Source organism: Micrococcaceae bacterium Sec5.1 (assembly GCA_039636795.1).
Taxonomy (GTDB): domain Bacteria; phylum Actinomycetota; class Actinomycetes; order Actinomycetales; family Micrococcaceae; genus Arthrobacter.
In genome coordinates, this window is record CP143430.1 from 3,415,114 (window position 1) to 3,432,767 (window position 17,654).

Consider the following 17,654-nt stretch of genomic DNA (forward strand, 5'->3'; position numbering starts at 1 on the left):
GCGAAGTCCGAAAGGAAACTTAGGCCACGGAGGAAACGGCCTGGGCCAGTTCCTCGATCTTGTCCGGGCGGAATCCAGACCAATGGTCCTGCTCGGTCACGACGACGGGAGCCTGCATGTAACCCAGCGCCTTGAGGCGTTCGAGCGCCTCGGCATCCTGGGAGATGTCGACACTCTGGTAGGCAATGCCCTTCTTGTCGAGTGCCCGGTAGGTTGCGTTGCACTGAACACAGGCCGGCTTCGTGTAAACCGTAACGGTCATGATCCCTGTCCCCTTAGTTGAAGTCTGTCGCTCTTCGTATCTGGCGGGCTCAACCGGAACTGAATACTGAATCCGATACCGGCCCGCAGGCTGCTGTGGCAGCCAACACGCTTATTTAGTCTTGTGCTGGTTTCCCGCTCAATCCGTAAACCGATACTACATGTAGTGCAAGCGCCTCGCCGGGACCCCAAGATGATGTATTACAAGTATGTCATTCAATCCACCGCTCGTCCACAGGCAAGGGCTCTCAAAATGTCCGTAATTCCGCCATATTGAGAGATGTCATCCACACCCTGTGGACTACTTAGCCACATTTAATCTCCAGCGTGTCGCCGGGTTCCGGCGTGTCGTGACACTTTGAAAATGTGGCGTGGCGAACAGCTAAACTCTCCTGATGGTCAATCTCCTCCACCTCCGGACGCTGATGGAAGTAACCCGCTTGGGTTCTTTCGCTGCGGCTGCCGCGCAGCTTGGCTATACAGCCTCCGCCGTTTCCCAGCAGATGGCCGCACTGGAACGCGACACCGGCGTGGAACTTTTCCAGCGTTCGGCGAGGAGCGTCATTCCCACCGAGGCGGCCATCACCATGACGCGGCACGCCTCAAAGGTGCTGACCGACGTCGAAGCACTGATGGCGGCAGCATCAAGGACCAACGATGCGCCAGCCCAGGAATTGCGGCTGGGCATCTTCCCAAGCCTTGCCACTTACGTGCTCCCGGACATCCTGAAGAATGAGCGGTGGAACGGACTCGGAATCGAGCTGCGGGTATCAGTCGCTGAACCGGCACAGACCATCCAGGGACTGCGCAGTGGCGGAGAATTGGACGTCGCCCTCGTGTACCAGGTGGGCCAGTCCGGATTGGCCTGGCCACATTCCCTGGAGCGGCAATGGATCGGCGACGACGACTTCCGCGTGGTGCTGCCCGCTTCATGGAAAATCCGTGAGGATGCCGAGATTGAAGCCGCGCACCTCTCGGACATGCCGTGGATCGTCCACCACCCAGGCACCAGCGACGCCCTGGTGATCGAACGCTTGTTTGCCAGCTGCAACCTGCACCCCCGCGTCGTGGCTTACAGTGACGATTTCCACGCCAGCCTGGAGATGACCGCGGCGGGCTTGGGTGCCTCGCTGGTACCGGAACTGGCGCTGCGCAACAGGCCACCCGGCGTCGTGGTCCTTGACGTCCCGGACATCCGGCTGGCGCGTAACGTGTTCGCGCTGCTCATCAATGAAAAGCGCACAGCGCAAGTCCAACTGTTTACGCAGCTCCTGGCTGACACCCTCCGCGGCACCTCCGAAAAGAGCGGTTTGCATCCCCTGAAATCAGCGCCTGTCAAGGGTCCGCAGCGTCGGAGGTGAATTCTTCCCAATTGCTGGAACCGGCCCGATGTTGGGGTTAGATTGATCACATGGGCAAGGTAGCAAGCACACATTTTGGGGAGATCGAGCTCAATCACGGGCGTGAACATTGCTTCGTGACCAAACACGAACTCGGCGGCAATCAGCTTGAGCTGGACCTCAACGTCACGGCGCATGACCATTTCGACGAGGCTGCCATGCACAAGGTGGACTACCGCTTGCGCTTCCTGCCGGAGCTGGTTGACCAGGTCCGGGAGATGATCGCCGATGAGCTGGACCAGGACGGCACCAATCCGCAGCAGTTCCTGCATTTCCACAGTTCCCAGCTCAAGGAAGAGCAGCTCGAATCGGTTTTCGGGGTCAGGGACAAGTCCCAGCTCACCAACGACGTCTTCCTCAAAGCCCTCAAACTGGGTCATGTGGCCATCTACCCTGGCCAGCCCGAGCGCTATTTCGTCCTGGACTTCACCCTCGGCTCGCACTTCACGGATGAGCTGCTGGTTGTGGCCGCCGATGAAGACGGCGTGGTGGATGACGAAATCCTTTGGGAGTCGTGAGGGACTGAGTCTTTAAACGCCCGACGGCGGCCGGTCACCTTTCGGAGACCGGCCGCCGTCGTTGTGGCTGGCTTACTTAGCGGTTTCGAGCAGCGTGGCGCGAACCGTCTGGGTTGCCTTGACCAGATTGCGCAGGGACTCTTCGGTCTCGGCGTAGCCACGGGTCTTCAGGCCGCAGTCCGGGTTGACCCAGAGCTGGCGCGAGGGAACGTGCTTGACGGCGGTGGCCAGGAGTTCGGTGACTTCTGCTTCACCCGGAACACGCGGCGAGTGGATGTCGTAAACGCCCGGACCAACGCCGCGGCCGAAGCCGTGGGACTCGAGGTCGTGGACGACCTCCATGCGGGAGCGTGCAGCTTCGATGGAGGTCACGTCTGCGTCGAGGCCGTCGATTGCATCGATGATCACACCGAACTCGGAGTAGCACAGGTGGGTGTGGATCTGGGTGGAGTCGGCAGCACCGGCCGTGGCGAGGCGGAAGGAGTCAACGGACCACTTCAGGTAGTCGGCGTGGTCTGCCTTGCGCAGCGGGAGGAGCTCACGGAGGGCGGGCTCGTCCACCTGGATGACCTTGATGCCGGCTGCCTCGAGGTCAGCAATTTCGTCGCGGAGTGCCAGGCCAACCTGGTTGGCGGTCTCGCCCAGCGGCTGGTCATCGCGAACGAAGGACCAGGCCAGGATGGTGACAGGACCGGTCAACATGCCCTTCATCGGCTTGCTGGTCAGCGACTGCGCGTACTCGGCCCAGGCAACCGTGATCGGGGCGCTGCGGGTGACGTCGCCCCAGAGGATGGACGGACGGGTGCAGCGGGATCCGTAGGACTGGACCCAACCGTGGACCGTCACGTCAAAACCTTCGAGGTTCTCCGCGAAGTACTGGACCATGTCGTTGCGCTCGGGCTCACCGTGAACCAGGACGTCGTAGCCCAGTTCTTCCTGCAGGTCCACAACGCGCTTGATCTCGTCCTTCATGAGCTTCTCGTACTGCTCGTTGGTGAGATCGCCCTTGTTGTTGCGGGCACGTGCGGAGCGGATCTCGGACGTCTGGGGGAACGAACCGATGGTGGTGGTGGGCAGCGGCGGAAGGTGCAGTGCCTCTTCCTGGGCAGCTTCACGAACCGCGTACTCGGAGCGGTTGAAGTCCGCAGCGGTCAGTGCCTGGGTGCGGGCGCGGACGTCGTCGCGGCGAACGCCTTCGGCGGTTGCGCGGGAAGCGATCACGGCGGATGCTTCGTCGATGGCAGCCTTGGCCGACGCGGGGTCCGCCAGGTAGGAAGCGAGGGTCTTGACCTCCACTGCCTTCTGGTCGGAGAAGGCGAGCCAGCTGCGCAGCTGCTCAGACAACGCGGTTTCCTCTGCGACGTCGTGCGGGACGTGCTGGGTGGAGGTGGACGTGCTGACGGCCAGCTTGCCGGCTGCAGCCTTCAGCTCATCCAGCTTCGCGGCTGAAGCGGCGAGGTCGTTGCGCCAGATGTTGTGACCGTCAACCACACCGGCAACCAGGGTCTTGTTGCCCAGGCCTGCGAGGGCAGCTGCAGAGGGAACTCCACCCTTGAAGACGTCGATGTGCAGGGCGTCGATGTTGGTGGCAGCAATCGTACCGAGCTGGCCGTCAGGCGAACCGTACGGGGTGGAGACAAGGATCTGCGGACGCTTCGCGGCAGACGTGAGGACCTCGTAAGCGCGGGCAACGGCTGCTTCGATCTCGGCGGCCGGCGTGTCCTGGTCAACAACCAGGGCCGGCTCATCGAGCTGAACCCAGCTGGCGCCAGCCTCGGCGAGCTTCTCAAGCAGCTGCACGTAAACGGGCAGGATGTCCTCGAGGCGGGACAGCGGGGCGAAACCGGCCGGGGCGTCGTCGGATGCCTTGGAGAGCAGCAGGTAGGTGACCGGGCCAACAATGTACGGACGGGTCTCAATGCCATTGGCAAGTGCGAAGGCGAACTCGTCAACCTTGGCGGTGGAGGCGAGCGTGAACTCGGTTTCCGGGCCGATTTCCGGTACCAGGTAGTGGTAGTTGGTGTCGAACCACTTGGTCATTTCCAGCGGCTGCTGTTCCTTGTTGCCGCGTGCCAGCGTGAAGTAGCCATCGATGTCCAGCTGGCCCTCAGCGTTGAGGAGCTTACCGAAGCGTGCCGGAACTGCGCCCAGGTGCGCAGTGGTGTCCAGCACCTGGTCGTAGAAGGAGAAGGTACCCGGAACAGCGGCAGCTTCAGTAAGGCCCAGGTCCTGCAGGCGCTTGGCGATGGTGAGCTGGATGTCCTTTGCTGCTGCGTCCAGTGCTGCGGCGTCGATCTTGCCGGCCCAGTAAGCTTCGACAGCCTTCTTGAGCTCGCGGCGACGGCCGATGCGAGGGTAGCCGAGCAGCGAGGCTGCCGGGAACGGAGTGGCGGGCGTGTTCTGTTCAGTCATGGGAATTCCTTGATGAAGTGGTTTGAAAAGGTTGGTGTCTTGGGTGGTCGGGAAGAGCCGACGGGTTGGTGGCAGGCTGTTAGCTTGCGTATTCCTGGCGCAGGGCCATGGTGTTTACGCGGCCAGCAGGGCGGGATGGCCGCGGCAGCGCCAGCTTGTCCAGCACGTCCAGGGCGTCGGCGTGCTCATTGAAGGTGTACAAGTGAATGCCTGGCGCACCGGCATCCAGTGCCGCATTGGCCAGATCCACAGTGGCTGCGACGCCGATTCGCCGACGGTCGGCTTCAGTGTCCACGGCAGCCAGGCGCTCCATGAGTTCCACGGAAGGGTCGACGCCGGCCAGCTCGCCGAGGCGCTTCAGGCGCCGGAGGCTGGTGAGCGGCATGACACCGGGGATGATCGGGATAGTGACTCCGGCCCGACGTGCACGGGTCACAAGGTCCGAGTATTCGTTCGCGTGGAAGAAAACCTGCGTGATCGCGAAGTCCGCACCGGAACGCTGCTTGGCGAGGAGAACTTCGACGTCGTGTCCCACACTTGGCGATTCAGGATGCCTGGTGGGGTACGCGGCCACTCCGACAGCGATCTTGCCGGCGCAAAGGAGTGCTGAACGACGCTGCTCCACGCGGCGGATCAGTTCAATCAGATCCTGGGCGTAGCGGAGTGAACCGCTGGCAGGCTGGCTTCCGTCTTTGGGAAGATCGCCGCGCAGTGCAAGGATGCCGCGGACGCCGTGGTCCAGGAGCTCACCGATGATCTCCGCCAGTTCAACCGGTGTGTTGCCTACACACGTCAGGTGGGCCAAGGGCCGAAGCGTGGTTTCGAGCAGGAGTCGGTTGATGAGGTCAACGGCGGTGTCCCGGTTGGATCCACTGGCACCGTACGTCACGGAGACGTAGTCCGGCTCGGTGGCTTCGAGTTCACGGATAGTGGTCCACAGAGTTTCTGCGGCCGCCGGGGAGCGAGGGGGAAACAGCTCGTAGGAAAGTGCTACGGGTGCCGTTCCGGCTAGGTTGGGATGTACGTCAATAAGACTTGGTGGCGACATTTGCGTCCTTGGCTGTTCGTCATCGAACGTCACCCAATGGTTCCAAGGGAACCATTGATTGCATGATCGATGAATTGAGTTTGGGATACACGAAAGAACTCCAGCAGGACGCAGCCGCGACTGGTACGCCTGGAATGAAGCTTTCCGTGTGCAAATGTCAGGCCCACATGGGGGCACCCACACCCTCCTCACCGCCCTTGCGGGGCGGATCCAACGGAGGATCGCTGACACGTTACCGCGGTAACTTGTTTATGACTCTAGGTCGTGGGCAAGGAGGGGTTCAACTCGACCACCGAATTAAGACGCAGTTTTACGATCCGTGAAGAAGGATTTGTGAACTTTGTTCGCCAAAAGGCGCCGTAGAAACCTTCACCACGGCCTGTCTACGCCCGAGTCGTTCCCGGGACCGCGCAGGTACTCCTCGCGTTCCTGCCCTTCTGCCCGCTCCCGTTGGGCCTGTTGCGCGCTCTCTCCCAGCTTTTGCAGTTGCTCTTTCTCTTGGTCAGGCGGCGTATCCTTGGCTGGCTTCTCCACCTCGCCGCTTCCGTCCGAGTCCGCAGCTATCTTGGCTTTGAGCCGATCCGTAGCCGAATCCAACGCTTTCCCCTCCCCTGCCGAATTTGCGGACCCCTCCTGGCCACACTTGGCAGGTGCGGACTCGACGACGTCCAACGCTTCACGAAACAACGTGGCTGCCATCGGCTTATTGCCTGCAGCCAAGGCGGCATCCCCCAGTTTCTCGATACTCAACACCAGATTGACCCGCACTTGGCATTCATCCTGGCCGGCACCGGCATCCAACGCCGCCTCGAAGTCCTTCCGAGCCGCCATGAAGTCGCCAGCCAGAACGTGGGCGTCCCCGGATGCGAAGTATGCTTTGTGCGGCTCGAACAGGTTTGCGACATGCAGCCAGGAAGCGGCTCCGGCTGCAGCATCCTGATCGGCCGTTCCGAAAGCCTGTGCAGCGTACCCGCCCAAGGCACCCACGCTCAGGAGTTTCGCTGCCACTGCGAGCGCCAGCAGGGCCGGCGGGGCGGACCACAGCGCGAGGCGGCGTCTCCGGCGTCGTGCTTTGTTCATGCCACTGGCCTCTTGGTTTTCGTGCGCAAGCTTTGACCCCGTACTTCCCGTAGCGCGATGAGATGACGCAGGGGTTCGTGAAGGGCCAGCAGGAATCCGGCGAGCGCCAGGAGCCAGTAGAGTTCCACGCGGCCGGGTCCATCGTTGTTGGTAGGCGTGAGGGCTCCGGGCTGGGCTTTGGCAAGCATGTCAGCCGTGGGTTGGTTCCCGGTCCGGTGGACATATGGGACATGGAGCTGAGTTGCGATGTTTTTCAGTTGCCCTTCGTCGATCCTGGACACCGCGTCCTGGCCCGAGCTCTTGTCCTGTACGTACCCGGCTTCGGTGTCCGAGGGGCCTTTCATCCGGCCACCCTGCCCGGTGCCGTAACCCAGCACGGCTCCCCCGCTTACGCTGCTCGCATCCACCGGCAGCGGCACTGGTGCCTCGGCGGCCGTGTTCTCGCCGTCCCCGGCGTAGAAGACCAATGCTGGACGTCCTGGGTGCTGCTCCCGGGCGGCCGCCAGCCTGTCCTTGAGCAACGATCCTGCGCCCGTAATGCTGCTGCCGTTGGCGTACCGCGGGTTTTGCGGCTGCAGCGTTGTCATGGCGGTTTGCAGCGCGGTGGCGTCCTGGCTCAACGGCATGCGGACGGTCGCTTTGTTGTCGAACGTGATGAGGGAAAACCTGGCTCCCGCCAATTCCTTGGCGACCGCCATCACGTCTTGTGTTGCCCCTGACAAGCGGGTGCCTGTGCCGTTGTAGTCCTCTGCAGCCATGCTGGTACTGGTATCGACAACAAAGAAGACGTCGACGTCCGCGACTGCGGTCCTCGCCTCACTGCCCGGCCATCCAGGTCGCAGTGCGGCAAGGACCAGAAGCACGACGGCGGCGCCCCGGACGGCGGCTGGCCGCACCGACCCTTGTGGTCCAGTGCTGCCGGGTCCCGGCCTGCGAAGGATGGTCCACAGGGTGAAGGCTATGACAGCGACACCCAGGGCGGCGAGGAATGGCCACGGAATAATTGGTTCCAGGGTCATGGGTTCAGCCTCCATCCCAGGATCACCGTGCCGGCACCTGTTAGCAGCGCAACCCCAAGCGGCAGCGCCGGACTATCGCTCACGGCAATCTGGGGCGCGGCCAGGTAGCTGCTGGCTTCGGTCTCCTGCACTTTCTGGACGATTCCGGGCACCGCGTCAGGGCTGTCCAGGGTGAAGTAGCTGCCCCCGGTTCCTTCGGCAACCGTCCGGAGTTGGCCGCCGGGCTGATCAGGTTGATCTCCGTAGTCAAAGTCGCCGGGGTTCAGTGCATACACCTTGGCGTTCTTGCTCCGGGCCAGCCCGCCGGCCTGCTGCAGGGTGAAGATGGGGTCACCGGAGAGGAAATTGTCGGTAGCCAGCACAACAGACCGCGAGCGCTTGGCGTTGCCGGACTCCGGATCGACGTCCGGGAAGCTTTGCACGCAGGATGCCAGGCCATCGCCGATCAGGGAGGATCCTCCCCTGTTCCATGTCCCGTCGAAGAAGGATCCTGCCCCGCTGTCCAGGGCCTTCTGAGCTGCCGTGAGTTGTTCCGCGGCGTAGTCGTAGTCGTCTGTCAGCGGGAATAGTTGGACGCTGCTGCTATCGAAGATCACCATGCCGATGCGCTCGCCATCGAATTCCCGGGCGAGTTCCTGAAACACCTTGGCTATGGCAGCGTCCGTACTGGTCATGGATCCTGAAACATCCAGGCAGAGGACGATGTCCCGGTTCCGGATTTCGGGCTGTTCCGTGGTGCGCTGGGCGGGTCTTGCCGCTGCTGTGGCTGTGGCCCCCAGGAACAACGCACCCAGGACCATGGCGAGGACCAACGTGGCCTTGTAGCGCCGCAGAGCATCTTGGTATTCGGGAAGGTCAGTGAGGCGCTCGCCGTGTGCCACTGGCCTGCCCCTTTGCGGACGACGCCGGATCACCAGTCGGGCGGCTATCGCCAGTAGCAGCGCAGCGAGGGGAAGAATCCACCAGTAGGTCAGCTCCACGCCTGTACCACCTGGCGTGCGGTCTTTGCTGAGTCCCGAACGGATTGCATGGCTACGGGCGCGAATTCGTTGGGGTAAATCAAAGCGATACCCACGGCGAACTGATCCAGTCCGTTGCGGCGCAATTCCTCCAGTGTCATGGAAGTGGCCGGAAGGCCTGTGGCTGCACCCGCAAATTCCCGCACGAGGAGGCTGAGTCGCTGGTGGGCGTCACGCCCGGGGAGGCGGCCGGCGTCGGCCTCTCTTTCGAGGGCATCTATTGCTGACAGACACCTGGCCCGCAGCGTTTCCAGATCGTGTGACCCTCCATGCCTGCTAGCCGGAGTTTTTCGCGTTGCTTTGCGGACGGGCCACAGTATCCATCCGTACCAGCACGCTACGAGAAGCAGTAGCGCCAATCCCAGCCATAGCCACAGCTGCTGATATTGAAGGGGTGCGTAGAAGCCCGCGTCATCCTGCACGGTTGCCACTCTTTGCAGACTTCGAGCCAGAGCGGTGCTTCTCCAGGAGCGCGAACACCGCCGGGAGGACGTCGCCTGTGGCACTAATCGTCTGCTCAGCAATGCCGAGCCTGCGGAAGAAGGCGCTGCGCTCCTCCGCGCGTTTCCGCATGGCGGTGGCGTATGCGGCACGAACAACATTGTTCCCCGCCAACGGCGCAGGGATCCGCTGGCCGTTTCCGACGTCGAAGCTGGCCTCGTGCATGGGCGCCGGATGGCCCTCCTTGGCCAACTCAGCGTCGAGGATAGTAAGCCAAAGGACTTCATGCCGGGCCCTCAGCCGCCGCAGCAGAGTTTCCGTGCGGTGGTCGGGCTTAAACTCATCGGCGAGAACGACAACAAGCAGCCGGCCCTTCAAGAACCTGAGCGCATAGTCGAGTTGCTCGGTGATGGCGCTCACCGGCCCACCCAGGGAAATCCCCGCCTCCACTTCCCGCAGCAGCCGTTCCAGGTGCTCTTCACCGCCCTGGGGCGGGAGGTAGCGCGAGGTAACGGCCGAGCCGTGCAGGAGTCCGACGTCGTCCCCGTGCCTGCAGGCGACATAGCCCAGCACGCCGGCAGCATCAACGGCAATCTCCTTTTTGGATTCACCGGAGGCGGCATGGGCTGCCATGTTCCGTCCTGTGTCCACGAGCAACAGCACCGAATGACGGCGGACGGCCACATAGCGCTTGACCAGTGGTGATCCGTGGCGGGCAGTGGCTTTCCAATCAATGTCCCTGACTTCGTCGCCGTGTACGTACGAGCGCAATTCATCGAAGTCCAAGCTGCGGCCCTTGAAGACAGAACCGTATTCGCCATCCAAAAGGGTGAGGGTCCTGCGATGGGCGAAGATGAACATCTTCGACTTCACGCGTCGGAGCAGGCTTGGCATGCGGTGACCGCTACGGCGTCTGCACGGACGCGAGCACTGCATCAATGATGGTTTCCACGGGGACGCCTTCAACCACGGCATCAAACCCGAGCACTATTCTGTGACGCAGGATCCTGTGGGCCAGTTTCTTGACGTCCTCCGGAATGACGTGATCCCGCCCGCTCAAGAGTGCCAACGCCCTCGCCGCCTGGCTGAAGGCAATGCTCGCGCGCGGACTTGCACCGAACTCGATGAGGTTGGCCAAACGGGGCTCCAGGTATTGGGAAGCATGCCGGGTCACATAGGCCAGGCCAACGATGTACCTGATGATGGCAGGATCAACGTAAACCATCTTGACGAGTTCCTGCACCTGAACAATGGCGTCAAGGGAAGCGGCCGCTGGTGGCTTCTGCGCTGCGCTGAACACCCCGGCATCTATGCGCCTGATGACTTCGGCTTCCTCCGCCGGGCTCGGATAGTCCAGGACGTCCTTGAGCATGAAGCGGTCCATCTGTGCTTCCGGAAGGCGATAGGTACCCTCCTGCTCAATCGGGTTTTGCGTTGCCAGCACCAGGAAAGGCTCGGGCAGAGGATAGGACTCGCCACCAATGGACGTCTGCCGTTCCTGCATCGCCTCCAGCATGGCGCTCTGCGTTTTGGCGCTGGAACGGTTGATCTCATCAAGCAGCACAATGTTCGCGTGAACCGGTCCCAATTGGGTGACGAACGTGCCTTTGGCCGCATCAAATATCTGGGTGCCCGCGATGTCGCTGGGCAACAGGTCCGGAGTGCATTGAATCCGGCGAAAATCCGCACTCACTGACTCCGCAAGAGCTTGCGCCGCTGTGGTCTTGGCCAGACCCGGCACGCTCTCCAAAAGGACATGTCCGCCGGTCAGTAAGCCGATCACCAGCGTCTCCTGCAGCCTGGACTGGCCCACCACCTTGGTCTCGAAGCTGCGGATAATGCTGCCGACGAGCTGCTGGGCACGGGCCAAGTCCGGTGCATGGATTCCGGTCGTGGCTGTGTTCTGAAGCACTCGTGGTCCCCTCGCTGGCGTGAATCACTCTATCCAAGCCTCCCCTGAACAAGCTCGCAATGGGGAGCCCTCCCCATGCGGGCTTCTGAGGTCTATTCTTTTGCCATGCCTCAGCTACCAGTCCGCTATGAGCAGTACCTCAACGGCCAAAGCCAGCGCGTCATCGACGCCGTCCGCCCAGTTCTGTTGCAGTCCGCCGCAGACCAAAGGCATGGAGTCCGGATTATCTACAACACAGGCCCCACCGGGCACCAGGCTCATCTGGATGAGTCGATACCCTACGGCGAAATAGTCGAGGACATCGACTAGCCCTTCACCGAGCCGGACAACGCGAAGGAGCTGCCCACGCTCCGGGATACCAGCACGTACAGCAACAACACCGGCACTGAGTACAGGATGGAAAACGCCGCCAGCTGCCCATAGGCTATGGCGCCATGCTGGCCAAAGAAGCTGAAGATGGACACCGCGGCTGGTTGCTTGGCTGTGGAGAGCAACAGGATGAAGGGGACGAAGAAGTTTCCCCATGCCTGTATGAAAACAAAGATGAATACTACGCCCAGGCCCTGCCTCATGAGAGGCAGGACGACGGTGCGTAAGGCCGTCATGCTTGAGGCGCCATCCATCCATGCCGCCTCCTCCAGTTCCAAGGGAACGGAGTCCATGAAGTTCTTCATCATCCAGATGGCCATGGGCAGCGTGGTTGTAGCCATGAAGAATACGGTGGCCATCATGGAATCGAGCAACTGGAGCTGGACGAACAATCCGTAGACGGGCACCATAATGGCGGTGACGGGCAACGACGTCCCGAAAAGCACCGAGTACATGAACGGCTTGTTGAACCTGGACTGGTAGCGGGACAGCGGATATGCAGCAAGAACTGCTGCCACCAGGTTGACCGCTGCTGTTCCGGCAGAGAGAAGGAAACTGTTGGTCAAGGGCTGGAACAACAATTCCGGCGTGAACACCGCGCCAAAATTATCCATCGAAGGCGCCGACGGCACCGCAGTCTGGTAGCCGGCATGAGGATCGACGGCGGCCAGCAGCAACCACAGCAACGGTGCCACAAAGCACAAACCGATCACGGCCAAGGCAACATCTGCCGCCAGCCGCGGCTTGGACATCACGACTTCTGCTCCTTGAGCAGGCGCACATAGACAGCGCCGAAGACTACTCCCAACACGATCAATACCGAGGCAATGGCCGTCCCATAGCCAATATCCCCGAATTTGAAGGCCTCTTGGTAGGCCAACACCGGCAAGGTGGTACTGGCATTGGCTGGGCCGCCGGCCGTCATCACCCAAATGAGCGTGAACACCGCCAACGTCTGCAGGGTAATCAGCATCAGGTTGGTGGCAATGCTGCTCCTGATCAGTGGCAACGTAATGAATGCCAGGCGCTGCCAGCCTTGAGCCCCATCCATCAGGGCAGCCTCCGAGACATCCTGCGGAACGTCCGCGAGGGCGGCCCTGAATACAAGCATGGAGAACGCCGTTCCCCGCCACGTGTTCGCCAGGATAATCGCGACAAGCGGGAACGTGTACAACCAGTCCGGCCCCTGCCCGCCAAAGAAGGCCAGCATCTGATTCAGTGTGCCGTCACGGTTGAAGTAGGCGTAGGCCGCGAAGGCAGCCACGATCTCCGGAAGTACCCAGGCGGCTACCACCGCCGTTCCCACCCACGAGGAAACTGCCTTACGTGAGCGCGTCATGAGCAGGGCGATCAATAGGCCGAGCACGTTCTGGCCGAACACGGCTGAGGCCGCGACGAAAACAACAGTCAGCCATGCCGCCAGTGGAAACGAGTCATCGCTGAACATCCGGACATAGTTCTCCAGCCCCACCCATTGTGGATCCCGGGCAGCCCGGCCTGAAAGTGCGGCATTGGTAAACGACGCATAAAAGGACCAGGCCACCGGGGCAAGCAGGAACAACAGGAGCAAGAGAACGGACGGAACGACCGGCAGGAGCCGCAGGTAGCGGCGAATCGTCATTTCGCCGCTGTCATTTCTTTGATGTCATCTCATGCCCGTCATCTGTCCAGGACCTTGTCATCGCCAACAACCTTGCGCACCGTGGCGTCATACTCCGCTGCGGCATCTTCAGGGCTTTGCCTTCCAGTGATGACAGACTCGGTGGCTACCTGGACCGCCGTCGAAATCCTCGGATAATCGGCGGTGGCTGGGCGGTAATGCGTCACCTTCACCAATTCCGACACGTCCTTGACGAACGGATTCGCCGAAACGTAGCTCGATTCCTTGGCAACATCCGTGCGGACCGCTATCTGGGAGTTGTTAACGTCAAAGGCCAAGGCATTCTTCTTGTTCAGCGCGGTGGTGAGGAACTTGAACGCCAGCTCAGCGTTCTTGCTCTTGGCACCAACTGCAAGGGTCCATCCACCGGACATACTGACGCCACCCGGTTCCTGTCCGTTCCGCGTGGGGAACATGGCCACGCCCATATCCTGCTCGTAGCCTGCCCACTCATAGGGCCCGCCCTTTTGCCAGAACGACGGCGTGTAGGAGCCTTCCACGGTTGCCCCCAGTTTGCCCTGCGGGAACCACTCGCCAAAGACCTTCTTCCAGACATTGGCGTCGAGGGCTTCAGCCGGGCTAGTTGCGAGTTTTTCGTCGTAGAGGGTCTTCAGGAAAGCCAGCGAGTCAGTAAAACCCTGGGAACCGACTACCCACTTCTTTTCCTTTTCGTCGTACAGCGTGCTGTCAGTCCCGTAGAGGAGTTCGTAGAAGCTCTGCATGACGGTTCCCTCGCCCGTACCCTTGCCGGCGTACATGTTGAAGGGAATCACGGTTGGGTCCGAGGCTTTGATGGCACGTGCCGTGGAGAGAATGTCTTCCCACGTTTTGGGCTGCCACGGAACAGGAATTCCGGCCTTCTGCAGCACTGCCTTGTTGTACCAGATAGCACGCGTGTCAGTGCCCAGAGGCACCGCGTAAATACCTCCGTCGTCGGCCCGGCCTGCAGCTTTGGCCGCTTCATTGAACTGGGACCAGTCATCCCACTTTTCCAGGTAGCTGTCCAGCTTGAGGAGGTAACCGGCGTCGACGTCGGAACGCACCTTGAACGTGTCCTCGTAGAAGACGTCCGGCGCGGTATCCGGGGATCGCTGGGCCAGAGCGAGCTTGGTGCCGTAGTCGTCATCGTTGGCTTGGATCGGTTCGAGATTGACCGTCACCGAAGAGTTGGCTGCCTCGAATTCTTTCTTGGCGTCCTGCATCACGGTATCCAGGGCCGTGAAGGAGTCGGATTTCTGGTAGACGATCTTCAGGGTCTTGTTCTCGGCAGTAGGCGGCGTCGAGGAACAAGCGGTTGCAGCGAGAAGAGCGGCTACGACGGGAAGGACGGTGGCAAACCTCATGGGGCGGCGCATTATGCTCCAATCGAGTCGACGTGGCGGAGTAGTTAGCCCTCCAGCAGGAGCCGTTGGGCGCGTGGTGCCAGCGTGTGCTCCAGCACGAGGCAGGCCGCACCAATGGCGCCCACATCCTCACCCACTCCGGAACCCACAACTTCAATACCGTGGATCATGCGGGCCGCACTGTTTTCAGCAATCAGGCCCGGAACACGCTCCAGGAAGTACTTTGACATCCGCCCCCAGAAAGGACCACCAAAAACAACGCGTTCCACGTCAAGGGTGTTGGTCACCACCGAGACAGCACGGGCCACAAGGGTGGCTGACTTATCAAGGATGGCGATGGCTTTTTCGTCGCCGGCATCGGCTTTGTCGCACAACAAGGCGTAACGTTCCTGTACCTGCGGCCCATCTGCGTCCTCGCCATGGCTGTCCAGCACACCGGCCGCCTCGGCCTCAGCCACCAGGACCTGTGGGATACACGAGGACTTCACGCAACCACGGAGCCCGCAGTCACACTGGGGCCCCATCGGATCAACGATGATATGGCCGATTTCGCCCGCATTGCCGGACGTTCCACGGACCACTTCATCGTTCAGGACAATGCCGCAACCAATACCGGTGCCCATATACATGAAGACGAAACTGCCGGCACCGCTGGCCCCGCCGGCCCAGGTTTCGGCCACCGCAGCACTCGTTACGTCCTTGTCCACCAGCGTCTCCAGGCCCGTGGCCTCTGTGAGGGCCTCGCGGATACGCACACGGTTCCATCGAGTCAACAGCGGAGGCTCCACGACGGAACCTTCATCGAGGTCGATTGGCCCCGGGACGGCTACACCGAGCCCCGCGATCTTGGATGCATCAACGCCCGATTCCTCAATGAGGACCTTGATCTGCTGGGCGATGCTCGTGATCACCGCGGCGGGGTCTCCGCCGGGAGTAGCCATCCGCGAATGCCTGACGACGTCGCCCAGAAGATCCAGGACAACAAAGGTGATAACTGCAGGGTCAAGGTGGACGCCTACCGCATACATGCCCGATGGATTGAGCCGCAGGATGGTCCGCGGCTTGCCTGGGCCAGTACCCTCTTTGCCTGCCTCCACAATCAAGTGCTGGTCAAGCAGGCGACGGGAAATATTGGAGATGGTTTGCGGGGACAGTCCAACAATCTGTGCGAGTTCAACACGGCTGAGCCCACCCGAAGACCGCCGGATCGCCTCCAGGATGACTGTCAGATTAAAGTCACCCATGCGGGGTAGATTCGTTCCGCGCCTCGGTGTGGGCTGCCGGATCTCAGTCACTGATTCCCCTAGTCGTTTTCGAAAAAACATCATCGTACTTCGTCTTTGTCTGAATCGTACGATACCCATGCTCACACGGGTATGCGCACACGCAGGCAACGGTGTCAGGGCTTGGTAACGATGACACTAAATTCCCGCCGTGAAGCGCGGGACCGGCTCATCCACGACGACTCCGAGTCACCGTAAACTTCGGGTTCCGGCCTTCCTCCACGGTGGGGCCAATGAGCCGCTCAAGCGCCGGCCGGTACTGCAGATGGCTGTTGTACACAGTCCACAGCTCGCCGCCGGGCGCGAGAACGTGGGCAGCCGCTTCGAACATCTTCAGGGCAGCGCCGGCATGCACGCTGGCTCCAAGGTGGAAAGGTGGATTCAACAGGACAAGATCCGCGCTGCCTGCATCAAACGCTGACAGGGCGTCGTCGTGGATCACGGAAATCCGGTCTTCCAGTCCATTGGCAGCTGCCGTGGCCGTAGCTGATGCCACGGCCGCCGCCGACTGATCAGTTGCTACCAGGCTCGCCTTCGGCTGGTGCCGTGCCAACATCGTGGCAAGAATGCCGGTCCCACACCCCAGATCCACCACCCGACGCGCTTGCGGCATCCTGTCCAGGAAGGTCAGGAGGTACCTGGTTCCGATATCCAGGCGTGCACCGGAAAATGCAGCACCATGAGCACAAACCGTGATCCCCAATTCCGGCAACTGCTCCACCACAGGGTAGGGAGGCTCGCTCGAAACCGGTTTGGGATTGCTGGCCATCAGTACCCTGGACTTCTGCCGGGCCAACTGCGGCTGCACAGATGAGAAATAGCGGTCCAGCACTTTATTCATACCCAGGGACATGTGCTTGACGCGGCCCCCCGCGAGCAGGACCGCATCCGGCGCTGCATAGCGGGCAACGGCGTCGGCGTTTTCCTCCAGCTCCGCCAGCGATTTCGGCAACTGCATGAGCACCAGATTGGCCCCCTCCAGGAGTTCAGCACCCAATTCGTGGGAACTGAACCGTCCCTGCAGGCCAGCTGCTTCTGCATTGCGCTGCAGCGCAAGCCTGCCGGTGTAGAGATCTTGATTAACGCGGACGTGCCCGACGCCGGTCCCGGCCAAAGCGCCCAGCGTCAGGGCACCATACCGGTCGCCGATGACAACAACCTTGGTTTCAGGCCGGATATGATCCGAGGCCGCCTGAAGCAACAGCCTGTCTGTGGCGTCATATGCCTGAAGGTTGTCCGCCTCGACATCGGGGAACCTACGAAGCCCGCCGAACAGCGACTCCAGTTCCTGTACGGTCACGATCGCGTTCTCGCTTTCCTTAAATTCGTTCGCTTTAGTGTCTCGACTTCATGCTGGCTTCGGAGGAATGTGGATGATGCAGCATTCCAAGCACCTGTTGTCGCGTCGAATGGCGACCCCATACCCTGACGGCATCAGGCACCGGTCCCGCCCAACCGCAGAGCCAGGCCACGGGACCGCACTTAACCGGCTCCCTCCCTGAGAGCAAACCATGAGTGTCAATGTTGTCACGCAACTCCAAGTGAAGTCACTTAACTCCCCCGATGAAACGCGCAGTCCGGACAAGACAACGGTTGAGATCGTTACTGTCGGAGACTACACAATCGGCCGAACCACCTTTGAACCCGGCTGGACATGGGACGACTGCATCAAACCAGTAGTCGGAACAGACTCCTGCCAATTGAGCCATGTGGGCTTCTGCGTCTCCGGCTCCCTTGAGGTGGAAACCAATGACGGTGGGCAGGTCAGCATTTCCGGCGGTGATTCCTACTCGATCCCACCGGGACACCATGCCCGGGTGGTAGGCGATCAGCCGTTCCAAGGCATCGAATTCCTCAGTGCAGCCGAGTTCGGCGTCCGTCCGGAGTAG

At 61.3% G+C, this 17,654-nt stretch carries 18 protein-coding genes; 4 read left to right on the top strand and 14 right to left on the bottom strand.

Translation table 11 applies throughout. From position 1 onward, the window contains the following. Positions 1-19: 19 nt before the first annotated feature. Positions 20-262 carry a glutaredoxin-like protein NrdH gene (gene nrdH / locus VUN82_15500; GenBank protein ID XAS70515.1) on the bottom strand — a complete coding sequence of 81 codons (243 nt, stop codon included), beginning with the start codon at positions 260-262 and terminating at the stop codon, positions 20-22. Between the two features lie 394 nt (positions 263-656). On the opposite strand from nrdH, the gene VUN82_15505 reads away from it, so the two are divergent. Then, positions 657-1,622 (top strand): LysR family transcriptional regulator, encoded by a 966-nt coding sequence (locus VUN82_15505; GenBank protein ID XAS70516.1) that lies wholly within the window; start codon positions 657-659, stop codon positions 1,620-1,622. A gap of 50 nt (positions 1,623-1,672) precedes the next feature. Next, positions 1,673-2,179: a DUF2004 domain-containing protein gene (locus VUN82_15510; protein XAS70517.1), complete on the top strand. Its 507-nt coding sequence runs from the start codon at positions 1,673-1,675 to the stop codon at positions 2,177-2,179. Between the two features lie 72 nt (positions 2,180-2,251). Here VUN82_15510 and metE read toward each other — a convergent pair whose 3' ends face one another. From metE to VUN82_15550, 8 genes are all read right to left on the bottom strand, one after another. Further along, positions 2,252-4,591, bottom strand: a complete 2,340-nt coding sequence (gene metE / locus VUN82_15515; protein XAS70518.1) for a 5-methyltetrahydropteroyltriglutamate--homocysteine S-methyltransferase — start codon at positions 4,589-4,591, stop codon at positions 2,252-2,254. A 79-nt stretch (positions 4,592-4,670) separates the two neighbouring features. After that, entirely contained in the window at positions 4,671-5,639 is a 969-nt protein-coding gene (locus VUN82_15520) for a methylenetetrahydrofolate reductase (protein XAS70519.1), read from the bottom strand. 369 nt (positions 5,640-6,008) lie between these two features. Further along, positions 6,009-6,719, bottom strand: a complete 711-nt coding sequence (locus tag VUN82_15525) for a hypothetical protein (GenBank protein XAS70520.1) — start codon at positions 6,717-6,719, stop codon at positions 6,009-6,011. After that, positions 6,716-7,738: a VWA domain-containing protein gene (locus tag VUN82_15530; GenBank protein ID XAS70521.1), complete on the bottom strand. Its 1,023-nt coding sequence runs from the start codon at positions 7,736-7,738 to the stop codon at positions 6,716-6,718. The genes VUN82_15525 and VUN82_15530 overlap by 4 nt, the downstream gene beginning before the upstream one ends. Further along, entirely contained in the window at positions 7,735-8,718 is a 984-nt protein-coding gene (locus VUN82_15535; protein XAS70522.1) for a VWA domain-containing protein, read from the bottom strand. Before VUN82_15535 ends, VUN82_15530 begins: the two co-directional genes overlap by 4 nt. Beyond that, entirely contained in the window at positions 8,709-9,188 is a 480-nt protein-coding gene (locus VUN82_15540) for a hypothetical protein (protein ID XAS70523.1), read from the bottom strand. Before VUN82_15540 ends, VUN82_15535 begins: the two co-directional genes overlap by 10 nt. Continuing rightward, on the bottom strand, positions 9,169-10,092 hold the full coding sequence (locus VUN82_15545; GenBank protein XAS70524.1) for a DUF58 domain-containing protein: 924 nt from the start codon (positions 10,090-10,092) through the stop codon (positions 9,169-9,171). The genes VUN82_15540 and VUN82_15545 overlap by 20 nt, the downstream gene beginning before the upstream one ends. Before the next feature lie 10 nt (positions 10,093-10,102). Next, the gene (locus VUN82_15550) at positions 10,103-11,110 is read right to left on the bottom strand and encodes an AAA family ATPase (protein ID XAS70525.1); all 1,008 of its coding nucleotides are present in this window, start codon (positions 11,108-11,110) and stop codon (positions 10,103-10,105) included. Positions 11,111-11,215: 105 nt separating this feature from the next. Between VUN82_15550 and VUN82_15555 the strand changes: the two genes are divergently transcribed. Beyond that, positions 11,216-11,419 carry a hypothetical protein gene (locus tag VUN82_15555; protein XAS70526.1) on the top strand — a complete coding sequence of 68 codons (204 nt, stop codon included), beginning with the start codon at positions 11,216-11,218 and terminating at the stop codon, positions 11,417-11,419. Here the strand turns inward: VUN82_15555 and VUN82_15560 are convergent. The 5 genes from VUN82_15560 to VUN82_15580 all read right to left on the bottom strand — a co-directional run bounded on the left by VUN82_15560 (position 11,416) and on the right by VUN82_15580 (position 17,065). Next, a complete protein-coding gene (locus VUN82_15560; GenBank protein ID XAS74702.1) occupies positions 11,416-12,231 on the bottom strand; it encodes a carbohydrate ABC transporter permease in 816 nt (271 codons plus the stop codon). The two genes, VUN82_15555 and VUN82_15560, sit on opposite strands and share 4 nt — an antisense overlap. Beyond that, positions 12,231-13,100, bottom strand: coding sequence for a sugar ABC transporter permease (locus tag VUN82_15565; protein ID XAS70527.1), 870 nt, complete (start codon positions 13,098-13,100; stop codon positions 12,231-12,233). The genes VUN82_15560 and VUN82_15565 overlap by 1 nt, the downstream gene beginning before the upstream one ends. A 38-nt stretch (positions 13,101-13,138) precedes the next feature. Further along, the gene (locus tag VUN82_15570; GenBank protein ID XAS70528.1) at positions 13,139-14,482 is read right to left on the bottom strand and encodes an extracellular solute-binding protein; all 1,344 of its coding nucleotides are present in this window, start codon (positions 14,480-14,482) and stop codon (positions 13,139-13,141) included. Between the two features lie 44 nt (positions 14,483-14,526). After that, positions 14,527-15,726 carry an ROK family transcriptional regulator gene (locus VUN82_15575; protein XAS70529.1) on the bottom strand — a complete coding sequence of 400 codons (1,200 nt, stop codon included), beginning with the start codon at positions 15,724-15,726 and terminating at the stop codon, positions 14,527-14,529. Positions 15,727-15,934: 208 nt separating this feature from the next. Next, entirely contained in the window at positions 15,935-17,065 is a 1,131-nt protein-coding gene (locus tag VUN82_15580; GenBank protein ID XAS70530.1) for a methyltransferase, read from the bottom strand. A 211-nt stretch (positions 17,066-17,276) separates the two neighbouring features. On the opposite strand from VUN82_15580, the gene VUN82_15585 reads away from it, so the two are divergent. After that, positions 17,277-17,654 carry a cupin domain-containing protein gene (locus VUN82_15585; GenBank protein ID XAS70531.1) on the top strand — a complete coding sequence of 126 codons (378 nt, stop codon included), beginning with the start codon at positions 17,277-17,279 and terminating at the stop codon, positions 17,652-17,654.

Bases quoted from the DNA above. Each gene is read 5' to 3' on its own strand.
- VUN82_15525 (XAS70520.1), bottom strand. From the start codon at position 6,719: ATGAACAAAGCACGACGCCGGAGACGCCGCCTCGCGCTGTGGTCCGCC.
- VUN82_15505 (XAS70516.1), top strand. From the start codon at position 657: ATGGTCAATCTCCTCCACCTCCGGACGCTGATGGAAGTAACCCGCTTG.
- VUN82_15575 (XAS70529.1), bottom strand. From the start codon at position 15,726: ATGGGTGACTTTAATCTGACAGTCATCCTGGAGGCGATCCGGCGGTCT.
- VUN82_15555 (XAS70526.1), top strand. From the start codon at position 11,216: ATGCCTCAGCTACCAGTCCGCTATGAGCAGTACCTCAACGGCCAAAGC.
- nrdH (XAS70515.1), bottom strand. From the start codon at position 262: ATGACCGTTACGGTTTACACGAAGCCGGCCTGTGTTCAGTGCAACGCA.
- VUN82_15530 (XAS70521.1), bottom strand. From the start codon at position 7,738: ATGACCCTGGAACCAATTATTCCGTGGCCATTCCTCGCCGCCCTGGGT.
- VUN82_15520 (XAS70519.1), bottom strand. From the start codon at position 5,639: ATGTCGCCACCAAGTCTTATTGACGTACATCCCAACCTAGCCGGAACG.
- VUN82_15565 (XAS70527.1), bottom strand. From the start codon at position 13,100: ATGACGATTCGCCGCTACCTGCGGCTCCTGCCGGTCGTTCCGTCCGTT.
- VUN82_15560 (XAS74702.1), bottom strand. From the start codon at position 12,231: ATGTCCAAGCCGCGGCTGGCGGCAGATGTTGCCTTGGCCGTGATCGGT.
- metE (XAS70518.1), bottom strand. From the start codon at position 4,591: ATGACTGAACAGAACACGCCCGCCACTCCGTTCCCGGCAGCCTCGCTG.
- VUN82_15570 (XAS70528.1), bottom strand. From the start codon at position 14,482: ATGAGGTTTGCCACCGTCCTTCCCGTCGTAGCCGCTCTTCTCGCTGCA.
- VUN82_15545 (XAS70524.1), bottom strand. From the start codon at position 10,092: ATGCCAAGCCTGCTCCGACGCGTGAAGTCGAAGATGTTCATCTTCGCC.
- VUN82_15510 (XAS70517.1), top strand. From the start codon at position 1,673: ATGGGCAAGGTAGCAAGCACACATTTTGGGGAGATCGAGCTCAATCAC.
- VUN82_15585 (XAS70531.1), top strand. From the start codon at position 17,277: ATGAGTGTCAATGTTGTCACGCAACTCCAAGTGAAGTCACTTAACTCC.